Here is a 16,979-nt window from a genome sequence, read left to right on the forward strand (position 1 = left end):
ACAGCCGACAGAGACGATGGGAGTCTCCATGCATCAATGCGCCGAAAAGGATGGACGCTGCGTCATCTGCGACGGACCGCTTCCGTTCGAATTCACCATGGCCTTCCAGCCGATCGTGGACCTTGCCACTGCCCGCGTCACCACCCATGAAGCCCTGGTGCGCGGCCCCGCGGGCGAGTCGGCCTACAGCATCCTCTCCCAGGTCACTCCCGACCTGCTCTATCGCTTCGACCAGGCTTGCCGCGTCCGAGCCATCGAGCTCGCCAGCCAGCTGGGCATGACCGAAGACCTGTCGATCAACTTCCTGCCCAATGCCGTCTACGAACCCGCCGCCTGCATCCAGGCGACCCTGGCCATCGCTGCCAAGGTGGGCTGGCCCACGGAACGGCTGGTCTTCGAAATCACCGAGACCGAGAAGGTCCGCAGCCAGGCACACCTCCGCGGCATCATCGAGGCCTACCGCAGCATGGGGTTCGCCACCGCCCTCGATGACTTCGGCAATGGCTTCGCCAACCTGGACCTGCTCACCGACCTTCGCCCGGACCGCATCAAGATCGATCGTGTCCTGGTGGATGGCTGCGACAGCGACCCACGACGACAGGCCATCCTGCGGGCCATTGTCGGGCTTGGCAGCGCCCTGGATATCGCCCTCATAGCCGAAGGGGTGGAAACCCGTGAAGAGGCCCTGTGGCTGGCGCGCAACGGCCTGATGCATCAGCAGGGGTTCTACTATGCCCGCCCCAGCCTGGCGAGCCTCGTCAGCGGCCTGGAGCCCAGCCTTCACGCCTTGAGAGAGGCACTCTAGCGGGGCGCCAGGAACCTTGATCGGTCGAATAGGCGCAGAACATCGAATCATGACGACATCCTGAGTGCCGTGTCGCTCAGCAGGGAGCCCAGCAGCATGCCAGAGCAAGCGAATTTCGATCCTTGCACCATTGCCCTTCATCCGATTCACGATGCGAAACACGCCCATGTGGCGGACCGCCTGGTGTATCGCCAAAGCGGCGTGTCCGAGTCCGACGACACCCTGGCCGCCACCGCCAGGGCCCTGGCCAGCGCGGTCTACGAACTCGGGGATGCGGGCTTGCTCGGCGAGCGTACGCTCTTCGTCGACCTGCCAATGGTGTGGCTCGACCGCCCCGAACTGCTCCCCACCCCGGCCCCTCGACTGGCCATCGGCATTGCCGATATGCCGGACGTCGACGACAGGCTACTCGCCCGGCTGGATGACCTGCGGGAACGGGGCTATCGCATCATCCTTCCCGCCAGCCTCATCATGCAGCATCTCGAGGCGATGCTACCCAGAACCGACATCATTCTGGTCAAGACACCCACTGAGCTCGATGCCGATATCCTCGAACGACTCCCCGCCCGGAACATCAAGCTGCTGGTGGAGAATATCGAGGATCGCGAAGAGCTCGAGCGCTATCGCGAGATCGGCTGTGCCTACTACAACGGGCACTACCTGGCGCGCCCCAACTTCATCGCCTCCCCGCCGCGGGGGCGACACGGCAACCGCGCCGCCCAGATCCGGCTGATTCGCACCCTGTACGAGGACGACAGTGATATCCATCGTCTTCAGGAACTCGTGGTGCAGATTCCTCACCTTCACGTGGCCGTGCTGAGGCGTGCCAACTCGACCTATTACAACCGTGGCGGAAAGGAGATCGACCTACAACGGGCGATGCAGGTGCTCGGCCTTATCGAACTGAGACGCCTCATCCTCACCCTGACCCTCGCCAGCCTCCAGCCGTCGTCCAGGATCATCCTGCGCATGGCGCTCATTCGCGCCTTCATGTGTCGCAACCTGTCGGCCCCCTTCGCCACCCTCGATCCCGAAGATGCCTTCACCACCGGGCTCTTCTCGATGATGGATGCCCTGCTCGAGGAAGACCGCGACACCCTGCTCGCGCAGCTACCGCTCAACCCGCTCATCATTCGCGCCGTGAAGGACCGGGCGGGCCCCCTCGGGGCAGTGCTCAGGCTCTGCGAGAATCACGAGCGCCAGGTCGAGGAAGCCAACGACGATATACCGGCGGATCAGCTGCATAGCTGCTATATGGCTGCCCTGGCCAGTGCCCGCTCCCTGATGACCAATCTTTGAAGCGCCCTTTTAAAGAGCCCGCCCTGGCCGGCTAGTCCTCCTGCTCGTCCTGATCGGCCAGCCGGCTGCGAAGCCGGCTGACCGCCTGGCTGTGGAGCTGACACACCCGCGACTCGGTCACGCCCATGACGGCACCGATCTCCTTGAGGTTCAGCTCTTCCTGGTAGTAGAGCGCCATCAACAGCTTTTCCCGCTCAGGCAATGCCTCGATCCCCTCCACCAGCTGCTGCCGCTTCTCCTGGTCGATCAGCTGCTTGTAGGGTGTATTCGCGGTGACGTCCACGACCCCCGGTTCTACGCCCTCGGCCAGCAACGCCTCGAACGGCAGCAAATGGCCGCTATTGGTGTCGTTCAGCAGCTGGCGATAGGTGGGTAGGTCCATGTCCAACTCAGCGGCTATCTCCGTCTCCTCGGCGGGCCGGCCAAGATGCTGTTCCAGCCGGCGGACGGCCTCGTCGACAGCCCGGGCGTTACGCCGCACGCTGCGCGGCAGCCAGTCACGGCTACGCAACTCATCGAGCATCGCCCCACGAATGCGCTGGCTGGCAAAGGTGGCAAAACTCGCGCCCTGGGAGGAGTCGAAACGCCCCATGGCCTCGAGAAGCCCGACCGTACCGGCCTGAATCAGGTCATCCAGCTCGATGCTCGCCGGAAGACGCACCTGCAGGGAGAGCGCCTGACGTCTCACCAGCGGAAAATATTCCGCCAGCATGTCCCCCTGGTCGATCTTGCCTCGTGCTGTGTACATACTCTTGCTCTCGTGGCTGCCAGCCCAATTCAAAGGGTTCTGATTCGCTCAACGGGTCTCGCTTGTTTCAATGTCGTGTCACACTGCCCGGCGTCCCACCGACCATGATCATCCCGACGGGCCGAAAGCCGTGCCTGATCATGGTGGTTCACGATCACCTGAAGCCCCTGCAGTGTCATGGCACGCTGCCGGCTATCCTGCAGCGTAAACTGGAAATAGAGCGCAGTATCCGCCGGTATGCCGGCCAATGCCTCGGTATGCCCTCGCGGCCCCGCCAGCGCCACACAGCCCCCGGCGTGACAGAGCCGGGCATTCACCTCGCCTCCGGCAGGGGGCTGGAACTGCCAGCTCACACGCCCCATCACCTGGTTTCGGGTGAGCTCGGCCGTGGGCGGCACCATGTTCGCCGACTGCACCGGGCGATCCGGCATGACCACCTGTACCGCAGGGGCACTGGCCACCCAGCTGCCCGATGCCTGTGCCAGGGTGGCCAGGAGAGTCCCTCCCAGACCCAGCATCATCCACGTCCACGATCGAATTTTGCTCATCGCGCCAACACCAGCAGCTCGATACCAAGATAACTCGCCGCGGCATGGCGCAGATTGCTCAGCAGCCCCTGTCGCCCCACCCCGGGCGGGTGGACCAGGAGCAACCGCTGGGGGCCCCCCCGTTCGGCGACCTGCTTCAGCACCCGATAGGCACGACGAAACGCCTCCGGGTCGGCATCCACCCACAGCGCCCAGCGTGCTTGCTCCTCGGCCAGTACCGGCAGGTGCGGGCTACCGGCAGGCAGAGCCACCACACGCCAGGCGTCGGGATTACCGACCCACTGGCGGCCCTGGCCGGCCCAGAACGCGAAGAGTTCGCTCACTTTATCGGTATGGCGCGGGCCGGTGCCGGGAAGCCCCAGGACCATCAGCGTCGCCTCCGCTGCCGAATGCCGTGCCGGACGCGGCGCCACCTCCCGGCTGGCCGAGGAAGGCCCAGCCGGGTGGCCAGGGGCGGCAGGTTGAGCGGCGGTCGGCTGCGTCGTCCCTGCCATCGTCACCAGCATTTCGGCGACGTGGCCGGGGCACGCCTCCTGAGACTGTCTAGGCGTCGTGGTCGCCCACTTGCGTAGCCCGGCGGCCTGATCCATACCCATCTAGCCTGACTCCCTTTCACCGAGACCCAGATGCCGAATGGCATCTCGTACCATGAACAGTTGCGCCAGCGACTCCAGCAGCGCCACGTCGCGGCGGCGCTGCCGGCCTCCAGCCAGGCCCAGCAGCTCGGCACGCAGGTCCATGGCCGCCTCGTCTTCGGCCAGGTCCAGATGCGCCGCAACCGTGGCCAGCCCGCTCGCCATCAGCAGGCGAACATCGGGCCGCACCTCGCCCAGTTCGGCGGGGGCCAGACGCTGCCAGGCTCGCCGGGTCAGCTGTGGCAGCGCGTCCCCCTGCAGTTGCGCCAGCAGCAGCGACTGCGGGTCACGCCCCAGCCGTGCCGGCGCCACCCAGTAGCGCTTGACCAGGACCCGGCCGCTTTCCGCATCTCGTACCTCGCCGAGCCAGGCTCGCACCGAAACCGTCTGGCTCACGCCTTTCCCCGCCTTGAGGCTCACCGCCACCGGCAGGCTCGAGAGGGTGATGCGCGCCGGCTGGCCACGGAAGCGACAGGCCACATCCCCCAGCGGCTCGGCCAGTTCACCCAACGCCGACAGCGGCTGACGCTCGCCGGCATGCTCGACGCGCTGGCTGCCGCGTACCTGACTGCACCAGGTCAGCGCCTGCCCTTCCAGCCAGCCAGCGGCCTCGCCATCGGGCAGGCCGTTGAAGAGATGCACGCTGACCGCCAGGCGTTGCAGCGCATCTTCCAGCCGCGCCTGCTGCCCCGCTACCTGGCGGTGCTGAAGCAGCGGCAGTGCCAGCCAGGCGCCGTCCGGGTCGATGGCGACATCCGGCATCGACCAGCGCTCGCCCTTGACGCGCCGACGCTCGCTCCACAGCATGCCCAGCGCCTGCTCGCCTGCGGGGTAGTCTGCCAGCAATGCTTCCAGCCGCCGCTGCTGGACGGCTTCCGGCAGGCCCAGCAGGTCCCACACCGCCTCCAGCCGCTGGAACCCGGCCAGCCGCTGTCGCAAGGCCAGCAGCGTGCCGGAGAGCCGGCGCCCCTGCCCCAGCAGGCTGGGGGAGCGCGTGGGCGCTTCCGCTGCTCCCTGGCGAGCCGTCGATCCTGCCACGGCAACGCGGGACTCCAGCGCGCGATCGATCAGGGCCGGCACGTCGGCCACGGACATGTCCTCAGGCACGCGCTGCCCATGGGAGACGAACAGCAGGCGCAGGCCGTGACGCATGACGATATCCAGTACCGGTGCCAGGCGTCCGGCTTCATCCTGCTTGGTAATGATGCAGTCGTTGAGTTCGGCGCCCGCCGCCTGGGCCGCCTGGCGATAGCGGACCACGACCTCTTCCAAGGTCTCCGGCTGACTGGCGGCATTGAGCAGCAGCACCAGTCTCACCGGGGCATCGCCGCCGCGCAGATGCGCCACCTGCTCGATGACACGATGGTCTCGCTGGCTCATGCCCACCGTATCGATGATCACCCAGGACTTGCCGCGCATGCGCTCGAGCAGGTCGGAGACCGGCTGGTCGGCATTGAGCGCATACATGGGGACATCGAGCAGGCGCGAATAGATACGCAGCTGCTCATGGGCACCGATACGAAAGCTGTCGGTGGTCACCAGGGCGACCGGGCGAGTACTGTGGCGCATCACGTAGCGCGCGGCCAGCTTGGCCGTGGTGGTGGTCTTGCCGATTCCCGTTGGTCCGATCAGGGCCACGATGCCGGTGCGATCCAGGAAGGCACCCTCGTCATCGAGCCCCTTCAGGCGCTTCACCAGCTGGCGGTGCAGCCAGCTCATGGCCCGATCACCCAGATCATGGCCAGCCAGCTCTTCCGGCAGTGCCGAAACCACTTCCTCGGCCAACGTCTGCCGGAACCCGGCTTCCAATAGTATCTGCAGCAGCCGTTCGCGCAGGCCACCAACCGCTTCCGGCGGGGCCTGCTCGCGGGACAGCAGCGCCCGCATATCGCGCATCTCATCGAGCAGCCTTGCACTCATGGCCTCGAAGGCACTCGAAGCATCCTGCCCCACAGCAGGGGGCGGCGGCACGGGGGCCTTCGCCGGCACTCGGCTCTCCGGGGCGTCGCTGCCGTCGGGTGTCGCCGACTCGGCCATGGCCAGAATCTCGACGCCATCGTCGACCCGCCGGTTGGCCAGGATGAGCGCCTCGTCGCCCAGCGCCTCGCGCACCTGACGCATGGCATCCCGGCTGTTGACGCCTGTAAATCGCTTGACACTCATCGCTTATCGACCTCCCACCAGCGTCGTGACGCGCAGTGTCCTATCATCGGGAATCTCCGCCTGTGACATGACCACGAGATGACGCAGCCGGCGACGCAGGAAGCGGGAGAGCAGCGGGCGCAGGCTGTGCTGCACCACCATGACGGGCGGCTCTCCGCTGGCTTCATGGCGGGTCAATGCCTGCTCCGCCTGGCTCATCAGCGTCTCCGCCAGCCCCGGCTCCAGGGCGCCGTTGCCGTTCATCGCCTGCATCAATACCTGCTCCAGCTGTGCCTCCAGGCCAATGACGTTGAGCGTGTCCTGGCCGGGGAACCACTGCTGGGTAATCGACCGTCCCAGGGCGATGCGCACCAGGGCGGTCAGTTCATTGGCATCCTGCTGCTGGGGCGCGTACTCGGCCAGCGTATCCAGGATGGTGCGCATGTCGCGAATCGAAACGTCCTCTTCCAGCAGGTTCTGCAGGATGCGCTGCAGTGTGGTCAGATTGATCGCCTTGGGCACCACCTCCTCGACCAGGGACTTCTGCTCGTCCCCCAGCTTGTCGAGGAGCTTCTGGACTTCCTGACGCCCCAGCATCTCGGCAGCATGACGATGAAGAACATGGTTGAGGTGCGTCGCCACCACGGTGCCGGCATCGACGACCGTATACCCATAGACCTGGGCATGCTCGCGCTGGCCGGAATCGATCCACACCGCGGGCAGGCCGAAAGCCGGATCCTGGGTGGGAGTGCCTTGCAGCTGGCCCGTCACCTGGCCGGGATCGATGGCCAGCCACTGCCCCGGGAAGGCCTCGGCACGGCCGATCTCGGCACCCTTGAGAGTAATGACGTAGGTATTGGCACCCAGCTCAAGATTGTCGCGGATATGCACCACCGCCGGAAGAAAGCCCACCTCCTGCGCAAATTTCTTGCGCACACTCTTGATGCGGCCCAGCAATTCCCCCGCCTGGCGTTGATCGACCAGCGGGATCAGCCGGTGCCCCACCTCGAGCCCCAGGGTATCGACCAGCTGGACATCGTCCCAACTCGCCTCGGGGGCCTCGGGTGGTGGTGGCGGCTCGGCGCTGATCTCCTGCTCGACCAGGCGCTGCTCCGCCTGACGGGTCAGCATCCAGGCCAGGCCAGCCAGCAGGCCGGTAAAGATCAGGAACACCATGTTGGGCATGCCCGGGACCATGCCCAGCAGGCCCATGACCACCGCGGCCAGAATCAGCACCTGGGGATTGACGAACAGCTGGCTGATCATCTGCTGGCCAACGTCCTCCTCGGTGTTGACCCGGGAGACGGTGACGCCTGCGGCGGTGGAGATCACCAGCGCCGGAATCTGTGCCACCAGGCCGTCGCCGATGGTCATCAGCGTATAGGTCCTGGCCGCATCGCCGAAGCCCATGCCGTGCTGAAGCATGCCGATCAGCAGCCCGCCGATGATATTGACCACCATGATCACCAGGCCGGCCATGGCATCGCCGCGCACGAACTTGCTGGCGCCGTCCATGGAACCGTAGAAGTCCGCCTCCTGGGCCACCTCGCCGCGCCGCTTGCGGGCGTCCTCCTCGCCGATCAGCCCCGCATTGAGGTCGGCGTCGATGGCCATCTGCTTGCCCGGCATCGCGTCGAGCATGAAGCGGGCACCCACCTCGGCAATCCGCCCGGCGCCCTTGGTGATGACCATGAAGTTGATGATCACGAGAATCAGGAAGACCACCAGGCCGACGGCGAAGTTGCCCCCCACCAGGAAGGTGCCGAAGGCCTCGATCACCTTGCCGGCCGAATCACCGCCCTGGTGGCCCTCCATCAGGATAACGCGGGTGGAAGCCACGTTGAGCGACAGGCGCAGCAGGGTGGTGAACAGCAGCACCGCCGGAAAGGCGGCGAAATCCAGCGGCTTCTGGGTGAACATGCTGACCAGCAGGACCATGATCGCCAGCGCAATGTTGAAGGTGAACAGCATGTCCAGCGCAAAGGGCGGCAGCGGCAGGATCATCATGGCCAGGATCATGAGGATCAGGATCGGGCCTGCCAGCAGCTTCATGCGCACGTCGCCCATCCAGTCGCGACGACCGATGAAGTGACTAAGGGACTTCATTGGCGTCCCCCGGTGGGTTCATTGCCCTGTGGCGCATCTCGATCAGCCTCGTCATTGTCACCGGGCACGGCCAGCGCAGGCGGTATGGGTAGATCCTCGGGCGTTGGCGGCACGTCTCCTCCCTCATGTGACACATGCTTGAGACGGAAGGCCCAGGCCAGCACCTCCGCCACAGCGGTATACAGATCCAGCGGGATCTCCCTGTCGAGATCCACGTGATGGTACAGGGCGCGCGCCAGCGGCGGAGCCTCGAGCAGCGGCACGCCGGCCTCCTGCCCGACTTCGCGAATGCGTGCTGCCACCATGTCGGCCCCCTTGGCCACGACGCGCGGTGCCCCCATCTGCTTCTCGTCATACTGCAGCGCCACGGCATAGTGGGTCGGGTTGGTGATGATGACGTCCGCCTCGGGCACCTTGCTCATCATTCGACCACGTGCCATCGCCTGCTGCTGGGAGCGGATGCGCGCCTTGACGTGCGGATCGCCCTCGCTCTCCTTGTGTTCACGCTTGACCTCCTCCTTGGACATGCGCAGCTTCTTGGCATGGCTGTATAGCTGATAAGGCACGTCGATCAGGATGACCACCAGCAGCGTCAGCACCATCAGGCCGCAGGCCTGGGCTGCCATCATCAGGGCACGTGCCAGGGCCTGGGTCGTGGGCTGATCCAGCAGCGAGAGGTACTCCCCACGATTGAAGTAAAGGTACGCCATCCCCACCCCACCGATCAGCGTCGACTTGGCAATCGCCTTGAACAGTTCGACCAGGGCCTGCACGCCGAACATTCGCTTCAAGCCCTTGAACAGGTTCAGCTTCGACAGCTGGGGCTTGAGCGACTTGGCCGATATCAGCCAGCCGCCCAGCAGTGCCGGTGCCACCAGGGCGATCAGGGCCAGCAGCAGAAACAGCGGCAGCATCGTCCATAGCGTTCGCTGCCCCAGGTTCAGCACGTTGACCAGCATGGGCCCCGTCTCGAAGGCCTGCTGCCGTTCGAAAAGAAAGGCCTGCTCCATCACCAGACCCAACTGGTCATAGAGCATGGCACCCATGGACCACATCCCCACGACGCCGCCCAGCAGCAGCATGAACGTGGTCAATTCGCGGGATCGGGCAACCTGCCCATCCTCGCGCGACTTCTCGAGTCGTCGTGGCGTGGCCTCTTCGGTCTTTTCCTGATCACTGCTCTGGTCGGCCATGGCGTCCGGACATTCGTGTGCACGCTGGCCATTGTGGGGGCTTCAGGGGAGGGGTAATACGCCAAAAAGCGCCGATGATCGTGGCCTTATCGACCATGACCCTCGGCGCAGAAGCGTTATCGGAAGATAATATGCGCGGGAGGAGGCTAGAACCCCAGCTGATCGAGCAGGTCGTCGACCTGGTCCTGATCGGTGACGACATCGACCCCAGGCTTGATCTGAGGTCCGTTGAGCAGTCCCTCCTCACGCTTGCGATCGGTTTCCCATTGGTCGTTGGCCTTCTGCTGCATCGTCTCCCGGTCCATGTTCTCGGGAACGGCGTCGATGAGCACCTGCACCAGCTGGTGCTCGATCTCGCGAATCACATCCATCATCTTCTTGATGACCTGGCCCGTCAGGTCCTGGAAATCCTGGGCCATCATGATCTCGAGCAGCTCTTTCTGGGTCGCCTGGGTCTTGTCGGGCACAGCGGCCAGGTAGGAGCGGGTCTCGTTGACCAGTTCGCGAGCCTCATCGAGCTCCTTGGGTTCGGCGAACCACTCTGCCCAGCGCTTGTCCAGGGATTCGGCACCATCGCTGAGCGAGTCCTGCAGGGGCTGCGCCCTGTCGATGGCGTTCAGCGCCCGCTCGGCGGCCTGTTCGGTCATGGTCGCCACATAGCTGAGGCGGTCCCGGGCGTCGGGTATGGCTTCCGCCGCCTTCTCGATCTCCTTGTCCAAGCCCAGCTCACGCATGCTCTCTCTGAGCATGCGCGTCAATTGACCGATACGCTGCACCAGTTCTTCGCCGGCGGCGCTGGACGGCTGCGCCTCACCGGGCTGCTCGTTTGCGCTCATCTTGTTCTCCTTCGCCAGGGGCCAGCCCTCGGCCATCACTTGCCCATTTTCTCGAATATCTTGTTGAGTTTTTCTTCCAGGGTTGCGGCCGTGAACGGCTTGACCACATAGCCACTGGCGCCTGCCTGGGCAGCGGCGATGATATTCTCCTTCTTGGCCTCGGCGGTGACCATCAGCACCGGCAGCGTCTTGAGCCCATCGTCGGCACGAATCTGCTTGAGCATCTCCAGGCCATCGAGATTGGGCATGTTCCAGTCCGACACCACGAACTCGAAACCACCGCCACGGAGTTTGCTCAAGGCTTCCTGGCCATCCTCGGCCTCCTCGACATTGGTGTAGCCGAGCTCCTTGAGCAGGCTTCGAACGATCCGACGCATGGTCGGGAAGTCATCGACCACCAGAAAGCTCATGTTCTTGTCAGCCATCGGGATTCCTCGTTAATGTCATGAATAGTTGACTGACGGCGGCGTCTCCGCCGTCCTGCTTCAGAATTCTTCCCACTCGCCCTCGGCCACAGGCTCGGCGCGACTCTTGCGCTGCGGCTTGGGGTCCACCTCGGCGACCTGGCGCCGGGCAGGCTGGGCCAGTGCCGGCACTCGGGTGCGGGCCGCCATGTCGGCACGCCCCTGATCCGTATCGGCGTTCGCTGTCGGCTGGTGCGAGGCGTGGAGCGCGTCACCAGCCAGGCGGAACACCGCCACGGCCTGCTCCAGCCGGCTGGCCTGCTCTTCCAGCGAGGAAGCCGCCACTGTGGCCTGCTGAACCAGCGAAGCGTTCTGCTGGGTCACCTGATCCATCTGTCCCACCGCCTGGCTGACCTGCTCGATGCCGTCGCTCTGCTCCTGCGAGGCCGCGGAAATCTCGTCCATGATATCGGTGACGCGCCGAACCGCCGACACCACCTCATCCATGGTCTCCCCGGCCTGCTCGGCCAGCGTCGATCCCTCCTTCACCTGGGCGACCGAACCGTCGATCAGCTCCTTGATCTCCTTGGCAGCCGTGGCGCTGCGGCTGGCGAGGTTGCGCACCTCGCCGGCCACGACGGCAAAGCCTCGACCCTGCTCACCGGCCCTGGCCGCCTCCACGGAGGCGTTCAGCGCCAGGATATTGGTCTGGAAGGCAATGGAGTCGATGACGCTGGTGATATCGCTGATCTTCTTCGAGCTGGCCGAGATGCCGCCCATGGTCTGCACCACGCGATCGACCACCTCGCCGCCACGCTCCGCGGTAGTGGAAGCGTCCAGGGCCAGGCCGCTGGCCTGGCGGGCATTGTCGGCGTTCTGGCGCACGGTGGCGGTGATCTGCTCCATGCTCGCCGCGGTCTCCTGCAGCGATGCCGCCTGCTGCTCGGTACGTGACGAGAGGTCGGCGTTACCACCGGCGATCTCGCGGGTGCCGATATGAATCGAACCGCTGCTGTCACGCACCTGACCGACGATACGCACCAGGCTCTGCTGCATATTGCGCATGGCGTTGAACAGCTTGCCGATCTCGTTACGACTGCCCTCCGGGATCTTCCCGGTCAGGTCGGCCTTGGAGATGGTCTGCAGGTGCTGGACCGCGGCATGCAAGGGGCGAATGACGATCTTGCGCAGGCCTGCATAGATCGCTATCACCATCAAACCGATCAGGACCAGCAGCGCAAGCCCTGCTCGCTCGAACCAGAGTGCCTGGGTGTGGAAGTCCTCGACAAGCGCATTGGTCGTGCTGAAACCATAGGCAACGAATGCGCTAATGCTCTCCCCGAGGGCATTACTCGGCGCCTCCAGCTCGTCACGCAGATTGCCGAACCCCGGCGTATTGAGCTCGTCGAGGGCGACATGCTGCTGACGCACCAGATCCAGCACGGTGGTGAAATGCGACTCCACCTCGGCAGCCAGCAGCCCACCCTGTTCAGACTTGGGGGAGGCAGAGAAGCTGGCCAGTCGCTGCTCCGAACGGTCGAGGTTGCTGAGTGCCAGGGCGAGCTGCTCGTTGGCCTGGGCCATACGACCCAGCATGACCTGGTTGGAGGCGATCTCGAGGTTCACCCGCGCCACATTGAGCAGGGCATCGGCCCGGTTGATCTCGTTCAGCTGCTCGGCGCTGAGCTCATTCAAGGTCGTCAGGGCACGATTGGCATTTCTTTCTGCCACGAACCCCATGCCGGCAATCAACGCAATGAAGACGACGAAAGCTGCCAGAACGGACACCATGGCGGCATGAATACTGATGTTGCGGATGAATCGACTCATATCGGCAGTTCCTCGCGCACGGAGACGCTAGCGTCTTCAGTCATGATTGTTATGTTCAGACCCGCTGTGCCCGGCCGGAGGCCGCCACCAGCGCCATCAAGCGTTCCGGTATATCGTCCAGGCCGAGCACCTCGGATGCCCCGCCCAGGGCAATGGCCTCTCGCGGCATGCCGAATACCACGCAGCTCGCCTCGTCCTGGGCCAGGGTGGCCGAACCGGCCTGGCGCATCTCCAGCAGCCCCGCCGCCCCGTCCTTGCCCATTCCGGTCAAGATCACACCGATGGCATTGCGGCCCGCCTGGCTCGAGGCGGAATGGAAGAGCACGTCCACCGACGGGCGATGGCGGTTGACCGGGGGGCCGTCGTCCAGTCGCGCGACATAGTTGGCCCCGCTGCGCGCCAGCTTGAGATGGGAGTCCCCCGGGGCGATATAGGCGTGCCCCGGCAGCACGCGCTCGCCGTCCGTGGCCTCCTTGACCGATATCTGGCACAGGCGATCGAGCCGCTCGGCGAAGGAGCGGGTAAAGCCGCCCGGCATGTGCTGGGTGATCAGAATGGCCGGACTGTTGGCCGGCAGGGGCTCCAGTACGGCGCGTATCGCCTCCGTGCCCCCCGTCGATGCCCCGATGATGATCAGCTTCTCGCTGGAAACCAGCGGCGCCTTCAACGTCGGACGCGCGGTCGTCTCCGGGCGCCTGGCCTGTCGTGGACGCGACTTGGCGGCGGCACGAATCTTCTCGGCGATATCGTTGGCATAATCCATCATGCCGTTGCGTATCCCCAGTGCCGGCTTGGCCACGAAATCGACGGCCCCCAGCTCCAGGGCTCGGAGTGTGACTTCCGAGCCTGCCTGGGTCAGTGACGACACCATCAGGACCGGCATGGGTCGCAGGCGCATCAGCCGCTCGAGGAAATCGAGACCGTCCATGCGCGGCATCTCGACGTCGAGCGTCAACACATCGGGGTTATGACGCTTGATGAGATCACGTGCCACCAGGGGGTCCGGCGCTACGGCCACGACCTCCATGTCCGGCTGGGAGTTGATGATCTCGCTCAGCAGGTCGCGAATCAGCGCTGAGTCATCGACACACAGCACCTTGATCCTGTTCGATACCAAGACGAGGCCTCCTTGATGGCAAGGGCCGCTCGACACGACCCAAGGCAAATGACGTTATAGCTCTACCATCGGCCTCGGCGGCCGAAACTTTAGCGCCCAGCCGGCAATAGCCGAGTCGGAAAAAGATGGCAGGCGGATCGGACGGCAAGCACGCTCAGCGATGGCCTGCCAGTGTGTAGACGGTCTGTCCCCTCAGCCGGAACACCTTGCTGATATAGGAGAAGTTCTCGGAGTGGCCGGCAAACAGCAGCCCGTTGGGCTTGAGCAGCGGTGCGAAGCGCTCGAGAATCCGCGCCTGCGTCTCCTTGTCGAAGTAGATCATGACGTTACGGCAGAAGATTGCGTCGAAGGGTCCCTTGACCGACCACTGGGGCGCCAGCAGGTTCATTGACTGGTACTCCACCAGCGACGAGACTTCGGGCCGGATCCTGGCGAATCCCTCATGGCGGCCCTTGCCCTTCTGGAAGAAGCGCTTCACTCGCGCCTCATCGAGCTTGCGCACCTGCTCGATGGGATAGACTCCCGCTCGGGCTCTCGCGAGAGCTTCGGTGTCGATATCGGTTGCCACCACCCGTGCGTCGGCCGCCTTCGAGCCGAGGCTCTCGAGCAGCGTCATGGCCAGCGAATAGGGCTCCTCCCCCGAAGACGCCGCGGCACTCCAGACACGCACCGGCCCGCTGACCTGGCGAACGTGCTCGGCCAGCAGCGGGAAATGGTGCATCTCACGAAAGAACGCGGTGAGATTCGTGGTCAGTGCGTTGGTAAACGCCTCCCACTCCCGTGCATCGGGCTGGCGAGACAATCTAGCCAGATAATCGCTGAAGCGGGTCAGGCCGTGGTGGCGCAGGCGTTTGGCCAGTCGGCTGTAGACCATCTCGCGCTTGTGCTCCGCCAACACGATGCCCGCACGCTGGTAGATCAGCTGGCGAATCTGCGTGAAGTCCTCGTCGGTCAGGATCAGATCACGCTCCAGCTGACCGAGTCCGGACCACTGGCCCGGATCGGAACCTGAGCCTGTTGCCGTCAAAACGTTTCCCACTCTTCATCCATGGATGACACTGCCTTGCCTTGCTTCGCCGGTGACGGCTTCACCGGCCGGGGATCCTGCCGCAGAGCCGGCACCGCGGGCCGCAGGCTGTGCTCCCTGCCGTCTGTCGCCTGCTGCATCGCCTCGACCTGCTCAGGCCCCGCCCCGCGCAAGCGGAACACCCGGATGGCCTGGGCCAACTGTTCCGCCTGATACTGCAGGTCGCTGGCCGCACGGGCACTCTGCTGCACGCGCTCGGCATTCTGCTGGGTGACCTGGTCCATCTCGGTGATCGCCTGGTTGATCTGGCCGATGCCGCTACTCTGCTCCTCGGAGGCCGCGGTGATCTCGCCCATGATGTCGTTGACCCGCGTGGATGCGGCCACCACCTCCGCCATGGCGCTCTCGGCCTTCTGCACCTGGGCCGCGCCCTCCTTGATCTCGCTGGCGGAACCGTCGATCAGCTGGCGGATCTCCTTGGCGGCATCCGCACTGCGCCCCGCCAGGCTGCGCACCTCGCCGGCCACCACGGCGAAGCCGCGGCCCTGCTCGCCGGCCCGGGCCGCTTCCACCGAGGCGTTCAGGGCGAGGATATTGGTCTGGAAGGCGATCCCGTCGATGACGTTGATGATGTCGGTCATCTTGTTGGAACTGGCGGTGATCCGCTCCATGGTCTGCACCACGCCATGCATCAGGTCGCCGGTATCCCGTACGCGGCTGGCATTGTCCAGGGCCAGCCCGCTGGCCTGGCGCGCATTGTCGGTATTCTGCTGCACCGTAGTGGTCATCTCCTCCATGCTGGAGGCGGTTTCCTGCAGCGAGGCGGCCTGCTGCTCGGTGCGCGCCGAGAGATCCTCGTTGCCACGGGCGATGGAGCGCGAGGCCGGTGTCACCACGTCGATGCCCTGCTGCACGCTGTGAGTCGTGGTATAGAGGCTCTTGCGCATGGTGTTCAGCGCCTTGAGCAGCATGCCGACCTCGTCGCGCCGCGGCTCCGGCGAGCGCACCGCCAGGTTGCCGGAGGCAACCTGCAGCGTGAAGTCCACCGCCCGGCGCAGCGGACGGGTAATCGAGCCCATGGTCCAGAGCCCCAGCATGATCAGGAAAGCGACCCCCAGCGATACCGCAACCACCTGCCCCTTCAGCATCAGCGCCTGCCCCTGGGCCGCCTCCTCGGCCAACACGTTGGCATAGGCCAGCTTGCCCTCCACCAGTACGTTGATGCTTTGACCGATCAATTCGACTTCCGCGCGCAGCACATCGTTGAAGGCCTCGTAGGCGGCAAAACCGCTGCCCTCGATAAGAGCGGCCAGCGTGGGGCGAATGCCTTCCTGTACGGCAACATCGAGCTGCCCGTCCAGGGTGGCAATCTCCGGCTGGGTGGCGTCCTCGCCATCCAGGAAACTCTGCCAGGAGGCCTCGATACGATCGACCACGACATTGACCTCATCGTCGAGCTCGTGGATCTGCTCCAGGCGCAGCGCACGCGGGTTGCGCACCGGACGCTCCAGGTCGATCATCAGCTGGCTAAGAAGCTGGTCGATACGCTGAAGGTCGGCGATATCCTGCACGCCGTTGTTGTTGAGCTGTGCGACCCGGTCCCCCGACACCTTGAGGCCATAGAGGCCAGCCGCACCGCTGAGCAGAAGCAGCAGAACGGGTACCAGCGTCATCATGACCAGCTTGGCGCGAATGGTGCGCAGGTTGAGGCGGGCAAGAAAGCCCAGCGGCCCGCGCCGCACCAGTTGACCCTGGCGGAACGCCAGGTGCCTGGCACGTCCCTCGCGCAGGCGGGCGTAATCGCCTGCGGCCCTTTCGGCGGTGGCCGGGTCGACCTTGGCACGCACCGAGGTGTAGCCGAGACACTTTCCCTCTTCGAGGATCGGGGTGACGGTGGCGTGCACCCAGTAGTGATCGCCGTCCTTGCGCCGGTTCTTGACCACCCCCTGCCAGGTGTCGCCCTGCTTGATGGTCTGCCACAGGTCGGCAAAGGCCTCCGCCGGCATGTCGGGGTGCCGGATGAGATTGTGGGGTGAACCGATCAGCTCATCATGGCTGAAGCCACTGACCTCCACGAACGCCGCGTTGGCATAGGTGATATGCCCCTCCAGGTCCGTGCGGGTGATCAAAAGGTGCTGATCGCTCAGCTTGTATTCACGCTGTGTTACTGGCTGATTATCGCGCATGTTTATTATCCCTTGTCACACTAGTCACGCCCGGAGCGCCCCGACCCTTTATGCAAAGCCTTATATAGAAAGCCCCTATAGAAAGCCCCTATAGAAAGCCTTC

General features: G+C 64.8%; 14 protein-coding genes. 2 read left to right on the forward strand and 12 right to left on the reverse strand.

The genetic code is table 11. The features are described from left to right. Positions 1-28: 28 nt before the first annotated feature. Positions 29-805 carry an EAL domain-containing protein gene (locus tag LY622_RS11000; protein ID WP_234290950.1) on the forward strand — a complete coding sequence of 259 codons (777 nt, stop codon included), beginning with the start codon at positions 29-31 and terminating at the stop codon, positions 803-805. 96 nt (positions 806-901) lie between these two features. Continuing rightward, on the forward strand, positions 902-2,104 hold the full coding sequence (locus tag LY622_RS11005; RefSeq protein ID WP_234290951.1) for an EAL and HDOD domain-containing protein: 1,203 nt from the start codon (positions 902-904) through the stop codon (positions 2,102-2,104). 31 nt (positions 2,105-2,135) lie between these two features. Here the strand turns inward: LY622_RS11005 and LY622_RS11010 are convergent, their stop codons facing one another. The 12 genes from LY622_RS11010 to LY622_RS11065 all read right to left on the reverse strand — a co-directional run bounded on the left by LY622_RS11010 (position 2,136) and on the right by LY622_RS11065 (position 16,876). After that, on the reverse strand, positions 2,136-2,852 hold the full coding sequence (locus LY622_RS11010; protein ID WP_234290952.1) for an RNA polymerase sigma factor FliA: 717 nt from the start codon (positions 2,850-2,852) through the stop codon (positions 2,136-2,138). 29 nt (positions 2,853-2,881) lie between these two features. Further along, a complete protein-coding gene (locus tag LY622_RS11015; protein ID WP_234290953.1) occupies positions 2,882-3,400 on the reverse strand; it encodes a flagellar protein FlhE in 519 nt (172 codons plus the stop codon). Continuing rightward, positions 3,397-3,996 (reverse strand): hypothetical protein, encoded by a 600-nt coding sequence (locus LY622_RS11020; RefSeq protein WP_234290954.1) that lies wholly within the window; start codon positions 3,994-3,996, stop codon positions 3,397-3,399. Before LY622_RS11020 ends, LY622_RS11015 begins: the two co-directional genes overlap by 4 nt. Beyond that, positions 3,997-6,198 carry a flagellar biosynthesis GTPase FlhF gene (flhF, locus tag LY622_RS11025; RefSeq protein WP_234290955.1) on the reverse strand — a complete coding sequence of 734 codons (2,202 nt, stop codon included), beginning with the start codon at positions 6,196-6,198 and terminating at the stop codon, positions 3,997-3,999. A gap of 3 nt (positions 6,199-6,201) precedes the next feature. After that, positions 6,202-8,283 (reverse strand): flagellar biosynthesis protein FlhA, encoded by a 2,082-nt coding sequence (gene flhA, locus LY622_RS11030; RefSeq protein ID WP_234290956.1) that lies wholly within the window; start codon positions 8,281-8,283, stop codon positions 6,202-6,204. Continuing rightward, the gene (gene flhB, locus LY622_RS11035; RefSeq protein WP_234290957.1) at positions 8,280-9,476 is read right to left on the reverse strand and encodes a flagellar biosynthesis protein FlhB; all 1,197 of its coding nucleotides are present in this window, start codon (positions 9,474-9,476) and stop codon (positions 8,280-8,282) included. Before flhB ends, flhA begins: the two co-directional genes overlap by 4 nt. 146 nt (positions 9,477-9,622) lie before the next feature. Next, positions 9,623-10,312 carry a protein phosphatase CheZ gene (cheZ, locus tag LY622_RS11040; RefSeq protein ID WP_234290958.1) on the reverse strand — a complete coding sequence of 230 codons (690 nt, stop codon included), beginning with the start codon at positions 10,310-10,312 and terminating at the stop codon, positions 9,623-9,625. 35 nt (positions 10,313-10,347) lie between these two features. Next, complete coding sequence (gene cheY, locus LY622_RS11045; protein WP_234290959.1) at positions 10,348-10,737, reverse strand: chemotaxis response regulator CheY; 390 nt, start codon at positions 10,735-10,737, stop codon at positions 10,348-10,350. 60 nt (positions 10,738-10,797) lie between these two features. After that, positions 10,798-12,546, reverse strand: coding sequence for a methyl-accepting chemotaxis protein (locus LY622_RS11050; RefSeq protein WP_234290960.1), 1,749 nt, complete (start codon positions 12,544-12,546; stop codon positions 10,798-10,800). A gap of 55 nt (positions 12,547-12,601) precedes the next feature. Then, the gene (locus LY622_RS11055) at positions 12,602-13,663 is read right to left on the reverse strand and encodes a protein-glutamate methylesterase/protein-glutamine glutaminase (RefSeq protein ID WP_234290961.1); all 1,062 of its coding nucleotides are present in this window, start codon (positions 13,661-13,663) and stop codon (positions 12,602-12,604) included. 154 nt (positions 13,664-13,817) lie between these two features. Then, positions 13,818-14,690 (reverse strand): CheR family methyltransferase, encoded by an 873-nt coding sequence (locus LY622_RS11060; protein WP_234290962.1) that lies wholly within the window; start codon positions 14,688-14,690, stop codon positions 13,818-13,820. Continuing rightward, positions 14,687-16,876 (reverse strand): methyl-accepting chemotaxis protein, encoded by a 2,190-nt coding sequence (locus LY622_RS11065; RefSeq protein WP_234290963.1) that lies wholly within the window; start codon positions 16,874-16,876, stop codon positions 14,687-14,689. The genes LY622_RS11060 and LY622_RS11065 overlap by 4 nt, the downstream gene beginning before the upstream one ends. Positions 16,877-16,979 lie beyond the last annotated feature (103 nt).

Origin of the sequence: Halomonas alkalisoli, assembly GCF_021412585.1 — a bacterium.
In the GTDB taxonomy this organism is placed as follows: Bacteria; Pseudomonadota; Gammaproteobacteria; order Pseudomonadales; family Halomonadaceae; genus Halomonas; species Halomonas alkalisoli.

Bases quoted from the DNA above. Each gene is read 5' to 3' on its own strand.
- LY622_RS11015 (WP_234290953.1), bottom strand. From the start codon at position 3,400: ATGAGCAAAATTCGATCGTGGACGTGGATGATGCTGGGTCTGGGAGGG.
- cheY (WP_234290959.1), bottom strand. From the start codon at position 10,737: ATGGCTGACAAGAACATGAGCTTTCTGGTGGTCGATGACTTCCCGACC.
- LY622_RS11010 (WP_234290952.1), bottom strand. From the start codon at position 2,852: ATGTACACAGCACGAGGCAAGATCGACCAGGGGGACATGCTGGCGGAA.
- LY622_RS11020 (WP_234290954.1), bottom strand. From the start codon at position 3,996: ATGGGTATGGATCAGGCCGCCGGGCTACGCAAGTGGGCGACCACGACG.
- flhF (WP_234290955.1), bottom strand. From the start codon at position 6,198: ATGAGTGTCAAGCGATTTACAGGCGTCAACAGCCGGGATGCCATGCGT.
- LY622_RS11000 (WP_234290950.1), top strand. From the start codon at position 29: ATGCATCAATGCGCCGAAAAGGATGGACGCTGCGTCATCTGCGACGGA.
- cheZ (WP_234290958.1), bottom strand. From the start codon at position 10,312: ATGAGCGCAAACGAGCAGCCCGGTGAGGCGCAGCCGTCCAGCGCCGCC.
- flhA (WP_234290956.1), bottom strand. From the start codon at position 8,283: ATGAAGTCCCTTAGTCACTTCATCGGTCGTCGCGACTGGATGGGCGAC.
- LY622_RS11005 (WP_234290951.1), top strand. From the start codon at position 902: ATGCCAGAGCAAGCGAATTTCGATCCTTGCACCATTGCCCTTCATCCG.
- LY622_RS11050 (WP_234290960.1), bottom strand. From the start codon at position 12,546: ATGAGTCGATTCATCCGCAACATCAGTATTCATGCCGCCATGGTGTCC.
- flhB (WP_234290957.1), bottom strand. From the start codon at position 9,476: ATGGCCGACCAGAGCAGTGATCAGGAAAAGACCGAAGAGGCCACGCCA.
- LY622_RS11065 (WP_234290963.1), bottom strand. From the start codon at position 16,876: ATGCGCGATAATCAGCCAGTAACACAGCGTGAATACAAGCTGAGCGAT.